20 protein-coding genes are annotated in these 20,620 nt (G+C 68.1%); 8 read left to right on the top strand and 12 right to left on the bottom strand.

Annotated elements, in window-relative coordinates; translation table 11 throughout:
• Positions 1-127: 127 nt before the first annotated feature.
• The 3 genes from EV662_RS08365 to EV662_RS08355 are packed head-to-tail and all read left to right on the top strand — an operon-like array spanning position 128 to position 3,466.
• Complete coding sequence (locus EV662_RS08365; RefSeq protein ID WP_132461710.1) at positions 128-805, top strand: type 1 glutamine amidotransferase; 678 nt, start codon at positions 128-130, stop codon at positions 803-805.
• A 4-nt stretch (positions 806-809) separates the two neighbouring features.
• On the top strand, positions 810-2,165 hold the full coding sequence (locus EV662_RS08360) for a glutamine synthetase family protein (RefSeq protein WP_132461709.1): 1,356 nt from the start codon (positions 810-812) through the stop codon (positions 2,163-2,165).
• Entirely contained in the window at positions 2,162-3,466 is a 1,305-nt protein-coding gene (locus EV662_RS08355; protein ID WP_132461708.1) for an NAD(P)/FAD-dependent oxidoreductase, read from the top strand. Before EV662_RS08360 ends, EV662_RS08355 begins: the two co-directional genes overlap by 4 nt.
• On the opposite strand, the gene phaR is transcribed toward EV662_RS08355, so the two are convergent.
• From phaR to EV662_RS08340, 3 genes are all read right to left on the bottom strand, one after another.
• Complete coding sequence (gene phaR / locus EV662_RS08350) at positions 3,463-4,023, bottom strand: polyhydroxyalkanoate synthesis repressor PhaR (RefSeq protein WP_132461707.1); 561 nt, start codon at positions 4,021-4,023, stop codon at positions 3,463-3,465. The two genes, EV662_RS08355 and phaR, sit on opposite strands and share 4 nt — an antisense overlap.
• Before the next feature lie 150 nt (positions 4,024-4,173).
• Positions 4,174-4,626, bottom strand: a complete 453-nt coding sequence (locus EV662_RS08345; protein ID WP_132461706.1) for a phasin family protein — start codon at positions 4,624-4,626, stop codon at positions 4,174-4,176.
• Between the two features lie 126 nt (positions 4,627-4,752).
• Positions 4,753-6,552 (bottom strand): PHA/PHB synthase family protein, encoded by a 1,800-nt coding sequence (locus tag EV662_RS08340; RefSeq protein ID WP_425057002.1) that lies wholly within the window; start codon positions 6,550-6,552, stop codon positions 4,753-4,755.
• 101 nt (positions 6,553-6,653) lie between these two features.
• On the opposite strand from EV662_RS08340, the gene phaZ reads away from it, so the two are divergent.
• Positions 6,654-7,922: a polyhydroxyalkanoate depolymerase gene (phaZ, locus tag EV662_RS08335; protein WP_132461705.1), complete on the top strand. Its 1,269-nt coding sequence runs from the start codon at positions 6,654-6,656 to the stop codon at positions 7,920-7,922.
• A 137-nt stretch (positions 7,923-8,059) separates the two neighbouring features.
• Here phaZ and EV662_RS08330 read toward each other — a convergent pair whose 3' ends face one another.
• Entirely contained in the window at positions 8,060-8,809 is a 750-nt protein-coding gene (locus EV662_RS08330; protein WP_132461704.1) for an alpha/beta fold hydrolase, read from the bottom strand.
• A 99-nt stretch (positions 8,810-8,908) separates the two neighbouring features.
• On the opposite strand from EV662_RS08330, the gene EV662_RS08325 reads away from it, so the two are divergent.
• From EV662_RS08325 to EV662_RS08320, 3 genes are all read left to right on the top strand, one after another.
• Positions 8,909-10,015, top strand: a complete 1,107-nt coding sequence (locus EV662_RS08325; protein WP_132461703.1) for a pyridoxal phosphate-dependent aminotransferase — start codon at positions 8,909-8,911, stop codon at positions 10,013-10,015.
• A 47-nt stretch (positions 10,016-10,062) separates the two neighbouring features.
• Positions 10,063-10,233: a hypothetical protein gene (locus EV662_RS19505; RefSeq protein WP_165915556.1), complete on the top strand. Its 171-nt coding sequence runs from the start codon at positions 10,063-10,065 to the stop codon at positions 10,231-10,233.
• 88 nt (positions 10,234-10,321) lie between these two features.
• A complete protein-coding gene (locus tag EV662_RS08320; protein ID WP_132461702.1) occupies positions 10,322-10,714 on the top strand; it encodes a DUF6858 family protein in 393 nt (130 codons plus the stop codon).
• A 267-nt stretch (positions 10,715-10,981) separates the two neighbouring features.
• Here the strand turns inward: EV662_RS08320 and EV662_RS08315 are convergent, their stop codons facing one another.
• The 7 genes from EV662_RS08315 to EV662_RS08285 form a co-directional block, all read right to left on the bottom strand.
• Positions 10,982-12,760 (bottom strand): SLC13 family permease, encoded by a 1,779-nt coding sequence (locus EV662_RS08315; protein WP_132461701.1) that lies wholly within the window; start codon positions 12,758-12,760, stop codon positions 10,982-10,984.
• Between the two features lie 215 nt (positions 12,761-12,975).
• Entirely contained in the window at positions 12,976-13,788 is an 813-nt protein-coding gene (locus EV662_RS08310) for a TIGR00282 family metallophosphoesterase (RefSeq protein ID WP_132461700.1), read from the bottom strand.
• A gap of 230 nt (positions 13,789-14,018) precedes the next feature.
• On the bottom strand, positions 14,019-14,576 hold the full coding sequence (locus EV662_RS08305; protein WP_132461699.1) for a 5-formyltetrahydrofolate cyclo-ligase: 558 nt from the start codon (positions 14,574-14,576) through the stop codon (positions 14,019-14,021).
• A complete protein-coding gene (mgtE, locus tag EV662_RS08300; protein ID WP_132461698.1) occupies positions 14,573-15,958 on the bottom strand; it encodes a magnesium transporter in 1,386 nt (461 codons plus the stop codon). Before mgtE ends, EV662_RS08305 begins: the two co-directional genes overlap by 4 nt.
• Positions 15,959-16,047: 89 nt before the next feature.
• Entirely contained in the window at positions 16,048-17,388 is a 1,341-nt protein-coding gene (locus EV662_RS08295; protein ID WP_132461697.1) for an 8-oxoguanine deaminase, read from the bottom strand.
• 3 nt (positions 17,389-17,391) lie between these two features.
• Positions 17,392-18,192, bottom strand: coding sequence for a histidinol-phosphatase (gene hisN / locus EV662_RS08290; protein WP_132461696.1), 801 nt, complete (start codon positions 18,190-18,192; stop codon positions 17,392-17,394).
• An 89-nt stretch (positions 18,193-18,281) separates the two neighbouring features.
• Positions 18,282-18,650, bottom strand: coding sequence for a helix-turn-helix domain-containing protein (locus EV662_RS08285; RefSeq protein ID WP_132461695.1), 369 nt, complete (start codon positions 18,648-18,650; stop codon positions 18,282-18,284).
• A gap of 329 nt (positions 18,651-18,979) precedes the next feature.
• On the opposite strand from EV662_RS08285, the gene EV662_RS08280 reads away from it, so the two are divergent.
• The gene (locus tag EV662_RS08280; protein WP_132461694.1) at positions 18,980-19,942 is read left to right on the top strand and encodes an NADPH:quinone oxidoreductase family protein; all 963 of its coding nucleotides are present in this window, start codon (positions 18,980-18,982) and stop codon (positions 19,940-19,942) included.
• Positions 19,943-19,948: 6 nt separating this feature from the next.
• Here the strand turns inward: EV662_RS08280 and EV662_RS08275 are convergent, their stop codons facing one another.
• On the bottom strand, positions 19,949-20,416 hold the full coding sequence (locus tag EV662_RS08275; RefSeq protein WP_132461693.1) for a PaaI family thioesterase: 468 nt from the start codon (positions 20,414-20,416) through the stop codon (positions 19,949-19,951).
• Positions 20,417-20,620 lie beyond the last annotated feature (204 nt).

Genomic DNA, 20,620 nt, shown 5'->3' with positions numbered 1-20,620 from the left:
GGGGGGAGTCCGCAGGACGGGGGGCAGAGCCCCCCTGTGCCGCGTCCGCCGTGCGCGCTGTGCGAGGGGGCTTGCCCGGCCCCGGGACGCTGGCTACCTTGCCACTGGACAATCCACGGATCCCCCCATGAAGATCGGCATTCTGCAGACCGGCCACGCGCCCGACGCGCTTCGGGCGGCACTTGGCGATTACCCCGACATGTTCGTGCGCCTGCTGGCCGGGCATGGCTTCGACTTCACCACCTGGGATGTCGAGAACATGGACTTTCCTCATTCGCCGCAGGCCGCCGAGGGCTGGCTGATCACCGGGTCGAAACACGGGGTCTACGAGGACCACCCGTTCATTCCCCCGCTGGAGGCGTTCATCCGCGATGCTGTCGCGGCAGACATCCCCGTGGTCGGCATCTGTTTCGGCCACCAGGTCATCGCCCGGGCGCTGGGCGGGCGGGTCGAGAAGTTCCGGGGCGGCTGGTCGGTGGGGCCGACGCGTTACCGGATCGAGGGCCGGACCTGCACCCTGAACGCCTGGCACCAGGACCAGGTTGTCATCCCACCCGAGGGGGCCGAGACCGTCGGCCATAGCGATTTCTGCGCCCATGCGGCGCTGCGCTATGGCGACCGGGCCTTTTCGCTTCAGCCGCACCCGGAATACGGCCGCGCGATGATCGAGGGGCTGATGGCCCATCGCGGGCCTGGCGTGGTGCCCGAGGACCGACTGGCCGACGCCCGCGCGCGGCTGGACCAGACCACGGATTCCCCCGCGATGGCCGAGCGCATCGCGCGCTTCTTCACCGAAAGGCGGTAACCCAATGTCCGACTGGCTCGACCAGCTTCCCGAGGCGGCAGGCGCCTATCTCGACGGCCGCAAACCCGACGAGGTCGAATGCATCGTCGCCGATATCGCCGGGATCGCCCGCGGCAAGGCGATGCCCGCGGCCAAGTTCGCCACCCAGACCCGGTTCTACCTGCCGAACTCGATCTTCCTGCAGACGATCACCGGGGACTGGGCCGACATTCCCGGCCAGGCGTTCACCGAGCCCGACATGATCCTGACGCCGGATTTCTCGACCGCGAGCGCGGCGCCCTGGACGGCGGACCTGACGCTTCAGGTGGTCCATGACGTCAAGGACCAGGCCGGCGCCCCGGTGCCGATCGCGCCGCGCAACGTGCTCAAACGCATCATCGAGCTGTATAACGCGCGGGGCTGGAAACCCATCGTCGCCCCCGAGATGGAATTTTTCCTGGTGGCGCGCAACACCAACCCCGCCGAGCCGGTCGAACCGCCCATGGGCCGGTCGGGCCGGCGGGCGGCCGCGCGCCAGGCCTATTCGATGAGCGCGGTCGACGAATACGGCCCGGTGATCGACGACATCTACGATTTCGCCGAGGCGCAGGGCCTGGAGATCGACGGGATCCTGCAGGAGGGCGGCGCCGGCCAGATCGAGATGAACCTGCGCCATGGCGACCCCGTGCGGCTGGCCGACGAGATCTTCTTCTTCAAGCGGCTGATCCGCGAGGCGGCACTCAGGCATGATTGCTATGCCACCTTCATGGCGAAACCCATCGAGGACGAGCCCGGATCGGCGATGCATGTGCACCATTCGGTGGTGGAGACGGCGACCGGTCAGAACATCTTTTCACAGCCCGATGGCAGCGAAAGCGCGGCCTTCCTGCATTTCATCGCGGGGCTTCAGACGCACATGCCCTCGGTGATCGCGCTGCTTGCCCCTTACGTGAACAGCTATCGCCGCTATGTCCCGGATTTCGCCGCGCCGATCAACCTGGAATGGGGGCGCGACAACCGCACCACGGGGCTGCGCGTGCCGGTGTCGGAACCCGAGGCCCGGCGCGTCGAGAACCGGCTGGCGGGGATGGATTGCAACCCCTACCTGGGCATCGCCGCATCGCTGGCCTGCGGATACCTGGGGCTGGTCGAGGCGGTGGAACCGAAGCCGGAATTCAAGGGCGATGCCTATTCCGGCGACGAATCGATTCCGCGCAACGTGGGCGAGGCGCTGGACCTGTTCGCCGCCGCGCCCGCCGTGCGCCAGGTGCTGGGCGAAGAGTTCTGCACCGTCTACGAAACCGTCAAATCCCTGGAATACAAGGAGTTCCTTCAGGTCATCAGCCCGTGGGAACGCGAACATCTGTTGCTGAACGTATGAACCTGTTGTTCGCAAACGACGCGCGCGGGGCCTATCCGGCCAGCTGGTATGCCGAAACCACGCCGCCGCTGCCGCCTTTCGCGCCGCTGGCGGGCGACCGGCGGGCGGATGTCTGCGTGGTGGGCGGCGGCTATACGGGGCTGTCGGCGGCGCTGCACCTGGCGCAGGCGGGCGCCGACGTGGTGCTGGTCGAGGCGCACAGGGTCGGCTTCGGCGCCTCGGGGCGGAATGGCGGACAGGTGGGATCGGGGCAGCGGCTGCACCAGGACGCGCTGGAGCGGATGCTGGGCGACGGGCCGGCGGCGCGCCTTTGGCACCTGGCGGAGGACGCCAAGGCCCTGGTCGCCGACCTGATCGCGGCGCACGGGATCGGCTGCGACTATCGCCCCGGCATCGCCTATGCGGAATGGTCCGACCGCGGCGTGGCCGAGGCCCATGGCTATGCCGAAAAGCTGTTGCGCGATTACGAATACGACCTGGTCGAGCCGCTGACGCGGGACGAGATGCAGGCGCTGGTGGGCGCGCCCGGCTATCGCGGCGGCGTGGTGGATTGGGGCGCGGGGCACCTCAACCCGCTGGCCTTCGCGCTGGGCCTGGCGCGCGCGGCAGCCACGGCCGGGGCCAGCCTGCACGAGGGCACGCTGGTCGAGCGGATCGAGCCGGGCGCCCGGCCCGTGGTGGTCACCGACCGGGGCCGGGTGACGGCGGACAAGGTGATCCTGGCCGCGAACGGATACCTGGGCAGGCTGGCCCCCCAAGTCGCGGCGCGGGTCATGCCGATCAACAATTTCATCGCGGCGACCGAACCGCTGGGCGAGCGTGCGGCATCGGTTCTCACGCGGGACATCGCGGTGGCCGACAGCCGGTTCGTGGTGAATTACTTCCGCCTGACCCCCGACAGGCGGCTGCTGTTCGGCGGGGGCGAAAGCTATGGCTATCGCTTCCCGTCCGATCTTCGCGCCAAGGTGCGCAAGCCGATGCTGGAGGTGTTCCCGCAACTTGCCGATGTGCCGTTGACCCATGCCTGGGGCGGCACGCTGGCGATCACCCGCAACCGCCTGCCGCACCTGTCCAACCCCGCGCCGGGCGTGCTGTCGGCGGGGGGGTATTCGGGGCACGGGGTGGCGTTGGCCACGCTGGCGGGCCGGCTGCTGGCCGAGGCCAGCCGCGGGCCCAGCGCGGGGTTCGAAGCGATGGCCGCGCTGCCCTGCCCGCCCTTTCCGGGCGGCCCGGCCCTGCGCACGCCGATCCTGGCGCTGGCGATGGCGTGGTTCGCGCTGCGCGACCGGCTGGGCGTCTAGCCGTTCATTTTGGACAGTTTCTGCTGCAGCTCGGAAAGCTGGCGGCGGATATCGTCCAGATCGTCACGGTCGCCGCCGTCCTCGTCCGCGTCGGAGGATGGCCCGGATCCCCCCGCCCAGCCGCCGGTCATCGCCTTGAGAAACGCCTCTTGCTGGGCTTTCATCGCCTCGAAGCCGGGCATGGCCGCCGCGGCCATCGGGTTCATCCGGCCCATGTTCTCCATCATCTTGGACTGGCTTTCGCGCAGCGCCTCGAAGCTTTGCGCCAGGAATTGCGGCACGATCGAATGGGCCGAGGTGGTATAGCTGCGCACCAGATCGGTCAGCACGTTGATCGGCAGCACGCTTTCGCCCTTGCTCTCGTGCTCGGCGATGATCTGCAGCAGGTATTGCCGGGTCAGGTCATCGCCGCTTTTCAGGTCGACGATCTTGACCTCGCGCCCCTCGCGGATGACCTTGGCGATGTCTTCCAGCGTGACGTAATCGCTTGTCTCCGTGTTGTAGAGACGGCGACTGGCATAGCGTTTTATCAGCAACGGCTCTTTCGCGTCGGTCACGTGCTGGCCCTCCCTCGATGGCAATGCCGCAATTGCAGCGCCGGGCAGCTTATGCGCTGCAATCGCAAAAAGAAAGGGCGGGCACGAGGCCCGCCCCAGTCATTGACCATTCGACAGGGAGGAGGAGTCGAGGTCAATTCGAAATTCTGATCAGCTCGCCGCGGCGGTGGTGGCCTTCTTGACGGTCTTGGTCGCCGTCGTGGTGGCCTTTTTCATCGCGGTGGTGGCGTCCTGGCTGAAATCCTTGCCGGCGGCCAGCATCAGCTCGACGGTTTCCATCTGCACCTTCTTGGCGACTTCGGCGAAGGCGGCCATGTTCTCGGCGGCCATTTCAGCCGAGGAAGACGCGAAATCGGTCAGCGACTTGGTGTAGTCGGTGGGTTCGTCCTTGACGGTGGCGACTTCGCCGAACTTGGCCAGGGTGTCCTTGGTCCATTTCGCCGAAATCTCGGTCGATTTCTCGGCGGCCTCGAGGGCGACTTTCGACATTTTCTCGGCCAGGCTCGCCTGGGTCTTGAAGGCGTCCTGCATCGCGGTCGGGTCCATCGAGAACGCCGACATCATGTCCTGCATCATCTTGGTGAAATCTTGGGTGTCAGCCATGGGGGTCTCTCCTGTTCCGGGCGCCGTGCCCGTCTGCTGTGTTGCTGACAAGAAAGATACGTGCCGCGCCGCAGCATTTCAAGATTTTTTGCTGCGGCGCAGCATTTTTCCATCACCCCATTGGATTCAAACGGGTTTCCCGGCCAGGACATAGGTTCCTGGGGCATCGCACAGCGCCTTGAGCGGACCTTCGCCGGGGATTCGGGCGGGCACCTGCTTGCCCGAACGACGCTTGAGCCAGGCATCCCAGCGCGGCCACCAGGACCCTTCGTGGAACTCGGCCCCCGCGCGCCAGGCCTCGGCGGGGGTGTCCTTGAGCGGGGCCTCGTTGGTGTAATGGCCGTACTTGTTCTTGCTGGGCGGGTTCACGATTCCCGCGATATGGCCCGACTGCGACAGGATGAAGGTCTTGTCCCGGCTGCCCATCTTGCGGATGCCCTCGTAGGAGGACGCCCAGGCCGCGATATGGTCGGTTTCACAGGCCACCGCGCAGAGCGGCACCTTGACCTCGGAAATCCGCACCGTCTCGCCGCAGATCTCGAACCCGTCGCGGGCGAACCGGTCCGACTGGCAAAGCCCGCGCAGGTATTCGACCACCATCTTGCCCGGCAGGTTCGTCGAATCGCCGTTCCAGAACAGCAGGTCGAAGGCGGGCGGGCGTTCGCCCATCATGTAGTTGCGGATCGCCGGCCGGTAGATCAGGTCGTTCGAACGCAGGAACGAGAACGTCCGCGACATGAAGAAACTGTCGAGATAGCCGCTTTGGTTCACCTCGCGTTCGATCCCGTCGACGAAATCGTCGTCAAGGAACACGCCCACCTCGCCCTGGTCCGAGAAATCGGTGAGCGTGGTGAAGAAGGTGGCCGAGCGGATCGACTTGTCGCCGCGTTTGTGCATCAAGGCCAGCGTCAGCGACAGCGTGGTGCCCGCGATGCAATAGCCGATGACGTTGACCTTGTCCTCGCCACAGATCGCCTTGGCCTGTTCGATGGCCGTCAGGTAGCCCTCTTCGACGTAATCCGACATGCCGATGTCGGCATAGCTGGCGTCGGGGTTCACCCATGAGACGACGAAGACCGTATAGCCCTGGTCAACCACCCACTTGATAAAGGATTTCTGGGCGTTCAGGTCCAGGATGTAGAACTTGTTGATCCAGGGCGGGAAGATGATCAGGGGCGTGGCATGCACCCTTTCGGTGCTGGGCGCATACTGGATCAGTTCCATCAGGCGGTTGCGGAACACCACCTTGCCCGGGGTCGTGCCAAGGTTCTCGCCCACCTTGAACGCCTCGCGGTCGGCCAGCGTCACCAGGATCTCGCCGTCATTGGCCTCGATGTCGCGCACCAGGTTTTCCAGCCCGTCGACCAGCGATTGCCCATCGGTTTCCACCGCCTTTTCCAGCGCCTCGGGGTTGGTGCCCAGGAAATTCGCCGGCGACATCAGGTCGACGATCTGCTGGGTAAAATATTCCAGCCGCTTGGCATCCTTGGGCGACAGGCCCTCGACCCCCTTGACCGCGTTGGCGATCGCCTCGGCGTTCATCAGGTATTGCTGCTTGACGTAGTTGAAATAGGGATGCGTCTGCCACAGCGGGTTGGCAAAGCGCGGATCGGGCGGGGTGTTGTCCTCGGGCGCGCGCAGGTTGCCGCGGGCCAGCGCCTCCTGCGCCTCGACGAAATGCTTCAGCGACTTGCCCCAGTAGGCGACCTGGTGCTCGATCAGCTTGGAGGGGTTGCGCATCATCTCGGTCATGTAGGCGGCGGCGGCCTTCATGTAGAGATCGTGCCCCGGCCCCTGCAGGTTGGGGTCGATCCGGCGCTTGCGGGACATCGCCGTCATCAGCCGCTCGGTCAGCGCCTCGAGCTTGCCGAGGTTTTCGTTCAGTTTGACCAGATTCGTAGCCGGCGCTTGATCTTCAGTTGTCACGACGCGGTTTCCCCCCTACTTTTGCAGGCGCAGCATCGCCGGGCTCGATCGGCGCGGGCTGTCCCTGCGTGTCCGATACTGTATCGGAAAAGGAGCGGCGAATGAAATACATGGCGACCTACGACCTGATGGAAACGGCGCGCACCACGAACCAGTGGCTGGGCGCGACCGCGCAGGCGCTGGGCTCCTACCCCGCGGTCAGCATGGTCCCCAACCCGTTCTTCAAGCTGGTCGCCGCCTGGGGCGAGGTAACCGAGCGCACCTTCGCGCGCATGGTCGCCAAGCCCGACTGGAACATCAACACCGTGGTCGGCGCCGATGGGCGCGATCACATCGTGTCGGTCGAGAAGGTGGTCGAACGCCCCTTCGGCGACCTGATCCAGTTCCAGGTGCACGGCCGCCCCCCCAAGGCCCGCCGGGTTCTGCTGGTCGCGCCGATGTCGGGGCATTACGCCACGCTGCTGCGCTCGACCGTGGCAAGCCTACTGCCCGATTGTGAAGTGTTCGTGACCGATTGGCACAACGCGCGCGATATTCCGGTGTCTGCGGGCAAGTTCGATGTCGAGGATTACACGCTGTACCTGGTGGAGTTCCTGCGCCATCTCGGCCCTGACACCCATGTGATCGCGGTCTGCCAGCCCGCGCCTCTGGCGCTGGCCGCGACCGCCTATCTGGCCGCAGAAGATCCCGACGCGCAGCCCCGTTCGCTGACGCTGATCGGCGGGCCGATCGACCCCGATGCCGCCAAGACCGACGTCACCGATTTCGGCCGCCGCGTGACCATGGGCCAGTTGGAGCAGATTGCGATCCAGCGGGTCGGCTTCAAGTACCAGGGCGTCGGGCGGCTGGTCTATCCGGGCCTGTTGCAGCTTGCCTCCTTCATGTCGATGAACGGCGACCGCCACAGCCGCGCCTTTTCCGAACAGATCCTGCGCGCCGCCAAGGGCGAGGCCGCCGACCACGACAAGCACAACCGATTCTACGACGAATACCTGGCGGTGATGGACATGACCGCGGAATTCTACCTGTCCACCGTGGAACGCGTGTTCAAGCGGCGCGAGATCGCGCAGAACGTCTTCGAGGTGGATGGCCGCCGGGTGGATATCGCGGCGATCACCGATGTCGCGGTCAAGACCGTCGAAGGGGCGAATGACGATATCTCGGCGCCGGGGCAATGCATCGCCGCCCTGGACCTGCTGACCGGCCTGCCCGACGAGAAGAAGGCCAGCCACCTGGAACCGGGCGCGGGCCATTACGGCATCTTCGCGGGCAAGAGCTGGCGCAACAACATCCGTCCGCTGGTGCTGGACTTCATCGACGCGAATTCGGGCACGCCCGGATCGGGCCGCGCGCGCCTGCGCACCGTCTGAGCGCGCCCCCGCGCGGCGGCAGGGGTATTTGGACCAAGAAGAAGGCCCGATTGTCGGGAAAGTGAAAGACGCCCGGGCGTGGCGGCGTGATATAGCGCCGTTTTTGTCCCGTCATGTCGAAAAAGTACAAGCGAGGTTCAGCGCGTCAGGACCTCGGAAATCGCGGTTTCGATCAGCGCCAGGGTGTCCGGCTCGGAAAACCGGTGATCGGCGCCCTTGACCAGGGTCAGCCGGATATCGGCACCCTCGGCATGCTCGACCAGGCGCAGCGGCACCGACAGGTCGACATCCGCATCCGCCGTTCCCTGCAACAGCCGCACCGGGAAGGGCAGCGGCAGGGCCTCGCGCAGCACCAGGTTCTCGCGCCCGTCCTCGATCAGCCGCCGGGTGATCGTGTAGGGCGTGTCGCCATAGTCGGTCGGGATCTCGATCCGGCCCCGATCCAGGACCTCGGCGCGCTGGGCCGGGGTGAAACCCGCCCACATGCTGTCCTCGGTGAAATCGGGGGCGGCCGCGATGCCCACCAGGCCCGCCACGCGGTCTGGCATCGCGCGCGCCAGCAACAGCGCGATCCATCCCCCCATCGACGATCCGACCAGCACCTGCGGCCCCTCGGTCAGCGCGGTGATCGCGGCCGCCGCATCCGCCGCCCAGTCACCGATGCACCCGTCCGCGAAGGCACCCGCGCTTTGCCCGTGGCCCGAATAGTCGAACCGCAGGAAGGCCCGGCCCTGCGCGCGCGCCCATGCCGCGAGGTGGACGGCCTTGGTGCCCTCCATGTCGGACATGAAGCCCCCCAGGAACACCACCCCCGGCCCGGCGCCGGGGCTTTGGTGATAGGCCAGGCGGCGGCCCTGGGGCGTGGTCAGGAACTGGGGTGCGGTCATGGTGAACTCTCCTTCGGCCGGGCGAGCCTAGGCAGGGGGGCGCCCGCCCGCAAGACCGCCCCCTTGCCCGATCCCGCGATTTCGGCTTTGGTCGCGGCCATGACCGGACCCCGTTACACCGACCTTGTCACCGGGCTGCCCGCAAGCGTGCCCTTCGTCGGCCCCGAGACGCAGGAACGCGCCCGCGGCCGCCCGTTCCGCGCGCGCCTGGGCGCGAACGAAAGCCTGTTCGGCCCCTCACCCCGGGCCATTGCCGCGATGCAGGACGCCGCGCGCGAGGCGTGGAAATACGGCGACGCGCAGAACCACGACCTGCGCGTGGCGCTGGCCGAGGACCTGGGCGTCGCCCCTGAAAACGTCATGGTCGGCGAGGGGATCGACGGGCTTCTGGGCTATCTGGTGCGGATGCTGGTGGCCCCGGGCGATGCGGTGGTGACCTCGGCCGGCGCCTATCCGACCTTCAACTACCATGTCGAGGGGTATGGCGGGGTGCTGCACAAGGTGCCCTTCGCCGGCGATCACGAGGACCCGGACGCGCTGATCGCCAAGGCGCGCGCGGTCGGCGCGAAGCTGGTCTACCTGTCGAACCCCGACAACCCGATGGCCAGCTGGCATCCGGCGGAGCGGGTGCAGGCGATGATCGACTCCGTGCCGGACGGCACGCTGATGATCCTCGACGAGGCCTATATCGAGTTCGCCCCCGCGGGCACCGCGCCGCCGATCGCCGCCGACGACCCCCGCGTGATCCGGTTCCGCACCTTTTCCAAGGCGCATGGGCTGGCGGGCGCGCGGGTGGGCTATGCGATCGCCGCCGCGCCGCTGATCGCCGCGTTCGACAAGGTGCGCAACCATTTCGGCATGTGCCGGATCAGCCAGGCGGGCGCGCTGGCCTCGCTGTCCGACCGGGCGTGGCTGGCCGAGGTGCGTGCACGGGTAAGCGCCGCGCGTGACCGCATCGCCGAGATCGCACGCGGGAACGGGCTGACGCCCCTGCCTTCGGCCACCAATTTCGTCACGGTCGATTGCGGCGCCGATGGCGATTTCGCGCGCCGGGTCCTGGCCGAACTGGCCGCGCGCGACGTTTTCGTGCGGATGCCCGGGGTGGCGCCGCTCGACCGCTGTATCCGCATCTCGGCCGGACCCGGGGATCAGCTGGACGTGCTGGCCGAGGAATTGCCCCGCGCGCTGGAGGCCGCGCGCGGCTGAGGCAGGTTTTTCCTCGCGACGGGCCGATTCCGTGGCAGGATAGGCGGATGTCGGACCGCCCTGTGAAACGCGTCGAGGATTACACCCGCCCGTTCCTGGTGACGGGGTTTTTCGCGCTTTTCACGCTTCTGTTCCTGATCTGGGCGGCCTGGGGCTATCATCGCGCGCTGGCGCTGGGGGCGGCGCTGTGGCTGGTGCTGCGGCTGCGCGCCCGGTGATTAGGTCACATACAGGCCCCGCCCGATCGGCTAGGCAGGCGCCATCCCGCGGGGCAAGGCCCCGCCCCACCCCCATGCAGGAACGGACATGAAACAGACCCTTCTGATGGAGAAATACCCCGTCTTCGACATGGACCTGCCGAAGTCGGAAACCAGCTGCGGCAGCGTCGACGACATCATCGCCGCCTTCAAGGCGAAGATCGACGCCCACCCCAAGGTCGCCTTCATCGCGACCTTCGACCATTACAGCCATACCTGCGCGATCGAGGGCACCATCGCCCCCGAGATCAAGGACGCCAAAAACATCGTGTTCTGCTTCGGCATCGCGCTGCCGAACGCGCATGTGCTGGCGGTCCGGCCGCGGTCGATCGGCGTGGCGGACCTGGGCGACCGTTTCCACATCTCGTTCATGGAACCGCCCATGGAAATCGCTACCAAGGAAATGGAAGCCTGGTGCAAGGCCCTGGCCGACAAGGCCTGAACGCCGCCCGAACAGCCGGGCCGGCCGCGCATCGCGCTGACCGTCACACGGGCAGCGCGGTGCGGGTGAACCGACCCCCGCTTCGGATGGCAGGGGGCTCTGCCCCGGTCCTTCGCAGGCCCCCGGCGGATTTCAGCCAATAAAAAGGTACCGTCCCTTCTTCTGGCCGAAAATATCCCGGGGGGTCTGGGGGGCAAGGCCCCCCAGACGGTCGCCTTGGCGACAGCCAAGGCGAAACCCACACCCAGGCGCAACAGTCCCGCGCGATCAGAGCGGCCAGAGCAGCGGGATGAGCGCCGAGGCCAGCAACCCCATGCTCAGGTTCAGCGGGATCCCCACGCGCAGGAAGTCCGTGAAGCGATAGCCGCCCGGGCCATAGACCATCATGTTGGTCTGATAGCCGATGGGCGTGGCGAAACTGGCCGAGGCCGCGATCATCACCGCGACGACCAGCGGCCTTGGATCGACCCCCAGCGCCTGGCCCAGCCCGATGGCGATGGGGGTGACCACGACGGCCACCGCGTTGTTCGACACCATCTCGGTCAGCACCGAGGTCAAGAGGTAGATCGCCCAGACCACGAAGAAGGGCGGCAGCCCGCCCATCCAGGGCGCGACCCCTTCGACGATCAGCCGCACCGCGCCCGAACTTTCCAGCGCCGCGCCCACCGCCAGCATCGAGAAGACCAGCGCCAGCAGGCGCCCGTCGACGAAGGAGAACGCCTCTTCGGCATCGATGCAGCGGGTCAGCAGCACCACCGCGACCGCAAGGATCGACAGCACCAGGATCGGCGCCACGCCAAGCGCCGCCAGTGTCACGATGCCGAACAGCGCGGCGATGGCGATCGGCGCATGCGCCCGGCGATAGGCGCGCCCGGCGGGATGCGAGATGTCGACAAGCCCCTGTTCGCCGGCCAGCCGCTTGATGTCGCCGGGCGCGCCCTCCAGCAGCAGCGTATCGCCCACCTTGACCACCAGGTCGTCCAGCTTGCGGCCGATATTCTGGTTCCGCCGGTGCGCGGCCAGCACGTAGACACCGTATTTCCGGCGCAGCCGCAGCTCGCCCAGGGTCTGGCCGATCATCTTGCAGCCCGGCGAAATCAGCACCTCGACCGTCTGGGTTTCCACCGCCGAAAGCTGGTCGACACGCCTGAGCGACTTGTTGCGCTGCAGCGACAGCAGTTCCGTCACCTGGGTGCGCAGCACCACCCGGTCACCCACCTGAAGCGTCACGCCGTCCAGGTTGCGCCGCAGCGATTCGTTGCCGCGGATCACGTCGATCAGCCGCACGCCCTCGCGCTTGAACAATTGCACGCCCAGAACCTCGCGGCCGACGAGGTTGCTGTCGGGCGGGATCACCGCCTCGGTAAAGAACTTCATCCGCGACTTGTCCGACAGAAGGTCCGCCATGCTGTCGCGGTTGGGCAACAGGCGCCGCCCGAACAGCCAGAGATACAGCATCCCCCAGGCCACCAGAACGATGGCCAGCGGCGTCACCTCGAAGATGGTGAACGGCGCCAGCCCGTGGCTGCGCGCCACCCCGTCGACCAGAAGGTTGGTCGAGGTGCCGATCAGCGTCAGCGTGCCGCCCAGGATCGCGCCGTAGGACAGCGGGATCAACAGTTTCGAGGCCGACACGCCCAGGCTGCGTGCAAGCTGCACGAAAACCGGGATCATCACCACCACGACCGGCGTGTTCGACACGATCGCCGAGGCGCCCACGACAAAGGCCATCAACGCGGCAATCGCGGGTTTCGGGCGCAGGCGGACGTTGCGCTCGGCCGCCTGCGTCACCCAGTCAAGCGCGCCCGTGCGCACCAGCGCCCCCATCACCAGGAACATCGCCGCGATGGTCCAGGGCGCGGGGTTCGCCAGGACCTGAAGCGCCGTCTCGTAGGGCAGGATGCCGGTAACCAGCATCACGGTGGCCCCCGCGATGGCGATCACCTCGGCGGGGTAACGTTCACGCAGGAACAGAACGAACATCGTCGCGACCACGGCAAGCGACAAGACCGCCATACCGGTGGGAGAAAGCGGAAGCGCGATCATCTGGGGCCCTTTCGCGGCATCACCGGACATGTTTAGCGCCCCGCCGCGCCGGCACAAGGGCCTGCCGGGCCGTGCAAAACAGCCCCGGAAGGTTCGCGCCCCTTCACCGCATGCCGAAAGAGCGGATCGCGGGCAACGTCACACCCCGCCTGCGCATGCCCCACGATGCATGAACCGGCGCGGGGCCGAAAGCGCGTTGCCGCGCTGGCCGGATGTCATGGGCCGGACTGTTCCAGCCGGCCGCCATCACGGACCATGGCGATCCGCATGGCGCGCCCGGTGCGGTCGTCGGTTTCCACATAGACCCCCGACAGCGTGACCGCCCCCATCGCCGGTGTAAAGCGGCCCTTGGCCATGCCGGTGATGAACCGGCGCATCGGCTCGGCCTTTTCCATGCCGATGACAGAATCGTAATCACCGCACATGCCCGCATCCGACAGATAGCCGGTGCCGCCGGGCAGGACCTGCGCATCCGCGGTGGGCACATGGGTATGGGTGCCGACGACCAGGCTGGCGCGCCCGTCGCAGAAATGGCCCATCGCCATCTTTTCCGACGTCGCCTCGCAATGCATGTCGATGATCGCAGCCTGGGCCAGCCCGCCGAGGGGGTGGGATTTCAGCACCGGCTCGATCGCCGAGAACGGATCGTCGAAAGGCCGCTTCATGAACACCTGCCCCAGAACCTGCGCCACCAGAACCTTGCGCCCACCGCGGGCCTGGAACAGCCGCGCGCCCTTGCCCGGCGCACCCTTCGCGAAATTCAGCGGGCGCAGAACGCGCGGTTCCTGCTCGATGAAGGTCAGCATGTCCTTCTGGTCGAAGGCATGATCGCCCAGCGTCAGGCAATCGGCACCGGCGTCGAGCAGGGCGCGGGCATGGGCGGGCGTGATCCCCGCCCCCGAGGTCGCGTTCTCGCCGTTGACCACGACGAAATCCAGCGCCCAGGCCTCGCGCAGCGCGGGCAGGCGCGCGGCCACCCCGTCGCGGCCCGCCCGGCCCATGACATCTCCCAGGAACAAAAGCTTCATGCCGCCAGCCCTAGGGCCCCGCGCGCAAAAGGGCAAGATGGACCGGTCGCGACGGCGCGTGGCAGGCAAAGCCCCTCGCCCTGTCGCTCGGAGCGATGGCGCCCGATGGCGCCTCCCGGAATACTTTCACCGGGCAAAAGACAGGCCGGGTCTTCTTCTGGCCGCAAATATCCCGGGGGGCGTCCGAAGGACGGGGGGCAGAGCCCCCTCTTGCGGGGGCCTCTCGCCCGTCACACCGCGACGCGGATCACCTCGTGCTCGGTCACGATCGCGTCCAGACGCTGGTCCGTCGGCTCGACCGGCACGCGCGCCACTTCTTGCACCGCGTAGGCGAACCCGATGGCCAGCACCGGGCCATGGGCGCGCAAGGCCTCGATCGTGCGGTCGTAGAAGCCGCCGCCATAGCCCAGCCGCGCGCCCGTCCGGTCAAAGGCCAGAAGCGGCACGATCAGCACCTCGGGTCGCATCGGCACACCGGCCTCGGGCACCCGTGCGCCGAACGGCCCGGGACGCATGGCAGAGGTCGGGGTCCACAGGTGAAAGGCCAGCGGCGCGGCATGGGCCAGGATCACCGGCACGCCGACCGGGCCGCGGGCGGCCAGCACCGCCATCGCGGGCAACGGGTCGATTTCGCTGCGCATCGGCATGTAGCCCGCGGCGGGGCGGCCAAGATGGGGGGCGAGGATCTCGACAAGCCGGGCGGTTGCCGCCGCGCCGCGGTCGGGGTCGTGCACCCCGTCCCGCGCCGCCTGCGCCGCGGCGCGCAGCGCGGCCTTGTCATCGCTCACAGCAGCACCGCCGAGGCCAGCCCGAGGAAGGCGAAGAAGCCCACCACGTCGGTCACCGTGGTCACGAAGGTTCCCGAGGCCAGCGCCGGGTCGATGCCGAACCGGTCCAGCGTCACAGGGATCAGGATGCCCGCCAGCGCCGCGACCCCGAGGTTGATGATCATGGCGGCCGCGATCACCCAGCCCAGCGTCGCCGAGCCGAACCAGACCAGCCCCACCAGGCCCATGACCACCGCGAACACCGCGCCGTTCACCAGCCCCACCGCCACCTCGCGGCGCACCACCCGCCAGACGTTCGAGCCGGTCAAATCCTTGGTCGCCAGCGCCCGCACCGCCACCGTCAGCGATTGCGTGCCAGCGTTGCCCCCCATCGAGGCGATGATCGGCATCAGCACGGCCAGCGCCACGACCTGGGCGATGGCCTCTTCGAACTGGGCGATCACCAGCGAGGCGACGATCGCGGTCAGTAGGTTGACGAACAGCCACGGGAACCGCTGGCGCGTCGTTTCGACCACGCGGTCGTTCAGGCTGCCCTCGCCCACCCCGGCCAGGCGCAGGATGTCTTCCTCGTGCTCTTCGTCCAGCACGTTCATGGCGTCGTCGATGGTGATCACGCCGACCAGCCGCCCGCCATCGTCGACCACCGGGGCCGAGATCAGGTGATACTGGTTGAAGGCATAGGCGACCTCGGATTCGGGCTGGGTCACGGGGATGGTGCGGAAACTGTCCTCGAACAGCCGGGTCAGCTTGACCGAGCGTTTCGAGGACAAGAGCTTGCCCAGGGTGACATAGCCCACCGGCCGGATCCCGGGATCGACCACGATGACGTGGTAGAACTGGTCGGGCAGCGTCTTCTTGTGGGCGCGCAGATGGTCGATGGTCTCGCCCACGGTCCAGTGTTCGGGGGCGCGCACCACCTCGCGCTGCATCAGGCGGCCGGCGGAATAGTCCGGATAGGTCAGCGCCTGTTCGACGGCGACGCGGTCGGTATCCTCCAGCGCGTCGAGGATCGCCTCCTGCTGGGGCGCCTCCAGGTCCTCGAGCAGGTCGACGACGTCGTCCGATTCCAGCTCGCGCACCGCCTCGGCCAGGACCTCGGGCGGCAGGAAGGTGATGACCTCCTCGCGCAGGCTTTCGTCCAGTTCCGACAGCACCTCGCCGTCGAAAAAGCTTTTGCCCAGAAGCAGGATCTCGCGCCGCCGCCCGCTGTCGACCTGTTCCAGAAGGTCGGCGATGTCGGCGGGGTGCAGCGGTTCCAGCAATTCGCCCAGCCGCACGGTATCGCCCGCGGCCACGGCCAGCAGGATCGCCGACACCCTGCGATTGTCGAGCCCATAGCCCTCTTCTTCGGGGGCGGCGGTTTCTACCGTCTCTTCCGTCATGCCCAGCCCTGCCGTCGCCTGTCTCGGGCCAAGTCTAGCCAATGCGGCGGGCGGGCGACAGGGCCGACGCGCAACCGCGGGGCGGTTTCTCAGGCGCCGGCGTGCTGCCTGGCCAGACGGGTCTGGGCCTCGATCGCGCAGGCCAGGTCCAGCGTGGCCAGGTGCCCGCCCCGCACCACCTGGCGGCCCTCGACGAACAGGTCACGCACGCGGGTGGGCCCGGCCAACAGGATCGCGGCGCGGTCCCAGTTGCCCGCCGCCTCGATCCCGCCCATGTCCCAGATCGCCACGTCGGCGCGCTTGCCCACGGCCAGTTGCCCGCAATCGGACCGGCCCAGAACCTCGGCCCCGCCGCGCGTGGCGATTTCCAGCGCCTCGCGCGCGCTCATCGCATCGGCGCCGGACGCGACGCGTTGCAACAGCATGGCCAGCCGCGCCTCGGCCACCAGGTTGCCGGAATCGTTGCTGGCCGATCCGTCGACCCCGATCCCCACCGGCACGCCGGCATCGCGCATGGCGCGCACCGGCGCGATGCCCGATCCCAAGCGGCAGTTGGAACAGGGGCAATGGGCCACGCCCGTGCCCGATTGGGCGAAAAGCGCGATTTCCCGGCCGTCCAGCTTGACGCAATGGGCGTGCCAGACATCGTCGCCGGTCCAACCCAGTTCCTCGGCGTATTGGCCGGGACGGCAGCCGTAATGCGCCAGCGAATAGGCGATGTCCTCGTCGTTCTCGGCCAGGTGGGTATGCAGGCGCACGCCCTTGTCGCGCGCCAGGATCGCCGCATCGCGCATCAACTCGCGGCTGACGGTGAAGGGCGAACAGGGCGCCACGGCCACCTGCACCATGGCCCCCTCGCGCGCGTCGTGAAACGCGTCGATCACCCGGATGCAATCGTCCAGGATCGCGGCCTCGTCCTCGACCAGGGCATCGGGCGGCAGGCCCCCCTTGGACTCGCCGATGCTCATGGCGCCGCGGGTGGCGTGGAACCGGATGCCGACCTCGACCGCCGCGCCGATCGTGTCGTCCAGCCGCGCGCCGTTCGGAAACAGGTATTGGTGGTCGGACGACATGCTACAGCCCGACAGCGCCAGTTCGGCCAGCGCCACCCGCGCCGAGACGCGGAATTCCTCGGGGCCGAAGCCCGACCAGATCGGATACAGCGTCTTGAGCCAGCCGAACAGCAGCGCATCCTGCGCGCCGGGCACCGCGCGGGTCAGGGATTGCGACAGGTGGTGGTGCGTGTTCACCAGCCCGGGCGTCACCAGGCAGCCCTGGGCCTGCACGATTTCGGCCCCGTCCGGGTCCAGCCCCGTGCCGATCTCGGCCACCACGCCGCCGCGCAGGCGCAGGTCGGCCCCGGCCAGTTCGCGCCGGTCGTCATCCATCGTGACGATCAGGTCGGCGCCGCGGATCAGCACATGCCCCATCGCCTAGCCCTCCACCCCGGCCAGCACCTCCAGCGCCTCGGCATGGACCGCGCGGTTGGCCGCCGCGATCACCCGCCCGCCGCCATGGGCCGGGCGGCCCTGCCAGTCGGTGACGACCCCCCCGGCCGCCTCGATCACCGCGATGGGCGCCTGGATGTCATAGGAATTCAGCCCCGCCTCGACCACCAGGTCGACCTGGCCCAGCGCCACCAGCGCGTAGGCATAGCAATCCATGCCGTAACGGGTCAGCCGGGCGCGTTGCGCCAGCGCGGCAAAGGCGCGGCCCTCTTCGGGGGTGCCGACCTCGGGGAAGGTGGTGAACAGCGATGCCTCGGCCAGCGGGCGGGGGGCGCGCGCGGCCAACGGGCGCGTCCCGGCCGGCCCCGCGAACTCGGCCAGGCCAAGCCCGCCGACGAACCGCTCGCCGATATAGGGCTGGTCGATGACGCCCAGGATCGGCCCGGTTTCGTCGGATACTGCGATCAGTACGCCCCAGGTGGGGGTGCCGCACATGAACCCGCGGGTGCCGTCGATCGGGTCGATCACCCAGGTCAGCCCGCTGCGGCCCGCGACATGGTCCAGTTCCTCGCCTAGGATCGCGTCGTCGGGGCGACGCGCGGCCAGGACCGCGCGCATCGCCGCCTCGGCCTCGCGATCGGCCAGGGTGACGGGGTCGAACCCGGCCGCGGCCTTGTTCTCCACGCCCAGAGCCGCCGCCCGGAAATGGGCAAGCGTCGCCGCACGCGCGGCATCGGCCAGCGCATGGGCGGTGGCAATCAGGTCTTCGGCGTCGAAATGGGGCATTCTGCCTCCGGGCGGCGTTGCGGGACGGGGGCGCATGGCCCCTTGACCCGGGCGCTATCCGCCCGGCCGGGTCCCGTCAAGCGCCGGCGTCAGGCGACGTCGCTCAGCACCCGCGCCAGCTCGAACAGACGGCGCCGCTGATTTTCCGGGATCGCGTAGTAGGACCGCACAAGTTCCAGCGCTTCCTTGTCGGACAGAAGATCGTCGGGCATGCCCTGCCCCGCGACCTCGGCCGACTTGCCGTCGAGCCCTTCGAAGAAGAAACTGACCGGCACATCGAGCGCATCGGCGATATCCCAAAGGCGGGACGCGCTGACCCGGTTCATGCCGGTTTCGTATTTCTGAATCTGCTGGAACTTAATCCCGACCTTCTCGGCCAGTTGCTGCTGGGTCATGCCAACCATCCAGCGGCGATGTCGGATCCGTTTGCCAACATGAACGTCTACAGGGTGTTTCATCGGTGAACTCCTCTAACACCCATCATAAAGCAAGTTGCGTGCCAAATTATGGTCGGCGGCTGCGACTGCGTGCATATTCCCACCAAGCCTTTGCGGAAGATAGGAAAATATTTTCGGGAAATCCACCGAAAGCACTTAATCCCCGGTAAAGCAGGCCGACTCACGCTCGCGCGGGGGTTGCAGAGCGCAAAAATCCGCCGAATGCTTCGCAATTTGCAAATGTTAACGCGACTGAAACTTTTGCATATTGCGAAATTCGCCCGCTGGCGCCCGGTTTCCGTGCCCGTTACCCTCGCCGCGGAATCACCCCCCACGAGGAGACCCGGCCCATGCGCGCCTTCCGCATCGCCGAATTCGGAGCCCCGCCCCAGCTTGACGACGTTGCGCTGCCCGACCCCCGCCCGGGCGAGGTACGGGTCCGCATCGCGGCCTGCGGGCTGAACTTCGCGGATTTGCTGATGATCGAGGGGCGCTACCAGGAGCGCCCGCCCCTTCCCGTCACGCTGGGCATGGAACTGGCCGGCACGGTCGAGGCGCTGGGAGAGGGCGCGGACCCCGCCCTGATGGGCCGCAGGGTGGCGGTGTTCGCGGGCGCGGGCGGGCTGGCCGAGGCGGGTTGTTTCCCGGCCGCGCGCTGCGTGCCGCTGCCCGAGGCGATGCCGTTCGAGGACGCGGCCGCCTTCCAGGTGGCCTATGGCACGTCCCACGTCGCGCTGGACCACAAGGCGCGGCTGCAGCCGGGCGAAACGCTGCTGGTGCTGGGGGCGGCGGGCGGTGTCGGACTGACGGCGGTCGAGATCGGCAAGCGGATGGGCGCCACGGTGATCGCTTGCGCCCGCGGGGCGGACCGGCTGGCCGTCGCCCGCGATGCCGGCGCCGACCACCTGATCGACAGCGACGCGGACGACCTGCGCGAGGCGGTGCTGGCGCTGGGCGGCGCGGATGTCGTCTATGACCCGGTGGGGGGCGAGCTGTTCACCGCCGCGATGCGTGCCTGCAACCCCGAGGCCCGCCTTCTGGTGATCGGGTTCGCCAGCGGGGACGTGCCGCAGATCAAGGCCAACCACCTGCTGGTGAAGAACCTGACCGTGATGGGGCTTTACTGGGGCGGCTACCTGGCCTTCCGGCCCGAGGTGCTGACCGGCAGCCTGGCCCGGCTGTTCGACTGGTATGCCGAGGGACGGTTGAAACCCCATGTCAGCCACTGCCTGCCGCTGGAGCGCGCGGCCGAGGGGCTGGAGCTGCTGCGCGCACGCAAGGCGACCGGCAAGGTCGTCATCACGATGGGCTGAGGGGCCTCACCCCTCCAGCACGATACAGGTGGTCGACCCGGTGGCGTAAAGCTTGCCATCGGCCAGCCCCCGCACCTCGCCCATGGCGACCCCGGTGCGCCGCCCGCCATGCTGGACCCGGCCCACCGCCTCGACCTGCAGGCCCGGACGGACGACGCGGGTGACGTTGACCTTGTATTCCAGCGTCGCATGGGTGGCGCCCACCGGAACGGTCGTCATCACCGCACACCCCATCGCCGCATCCAGAAGCGTGCCGTACCAGCCGCCATGGATCGTGCCCGTGACATTGCCATGCTCGCGGCACGGGGCGGCGTGGAAGGTCACCGCGCCCGGTTCCACCCGCACCAGCCGCAGCCCCATCACCGCCCAGATCGGCGGCGGCGAAACCTCACCGGCCAGCATTGCATGCAGGTAGTCGAGACCGGTCATCGCGACCAGCCGGTCGCGGTCGAACGGTATGGGGTCAGGTGCCATGGCTCTGGCGTGCGATCCCCACGCGGCGATGTCAATGGGCAATGACCGGGCGGTGCGGCCGGAAGAGAACCCGAGGTTTCGCCTCGCTTGCGCGAGGCGACCGGGGGGGGCGGGGGGGGGGGGGGGGGGGGGGGGCGCGCGCCCCCCCCCCCCCCCCGCCGCCCCCCCCCCCCCCCCCGGGGACAACCACGCGCGGCGGCCGGG

Origin of the sequence: Rhodovulum marinum (assembly GCF_004343075.1) — a bacterium.
GTDB lineage: Bacteria > Pseudomonadota > Alphaproteobacteria > Rhodobacterales > Rhodobacteraceae > Rhodovulum > Rhodovulum marinum.
Note: the sequence above shows the minus strand (reverse complement) of the source record. Positions and strands in the feature narration are given on the sequence as shown.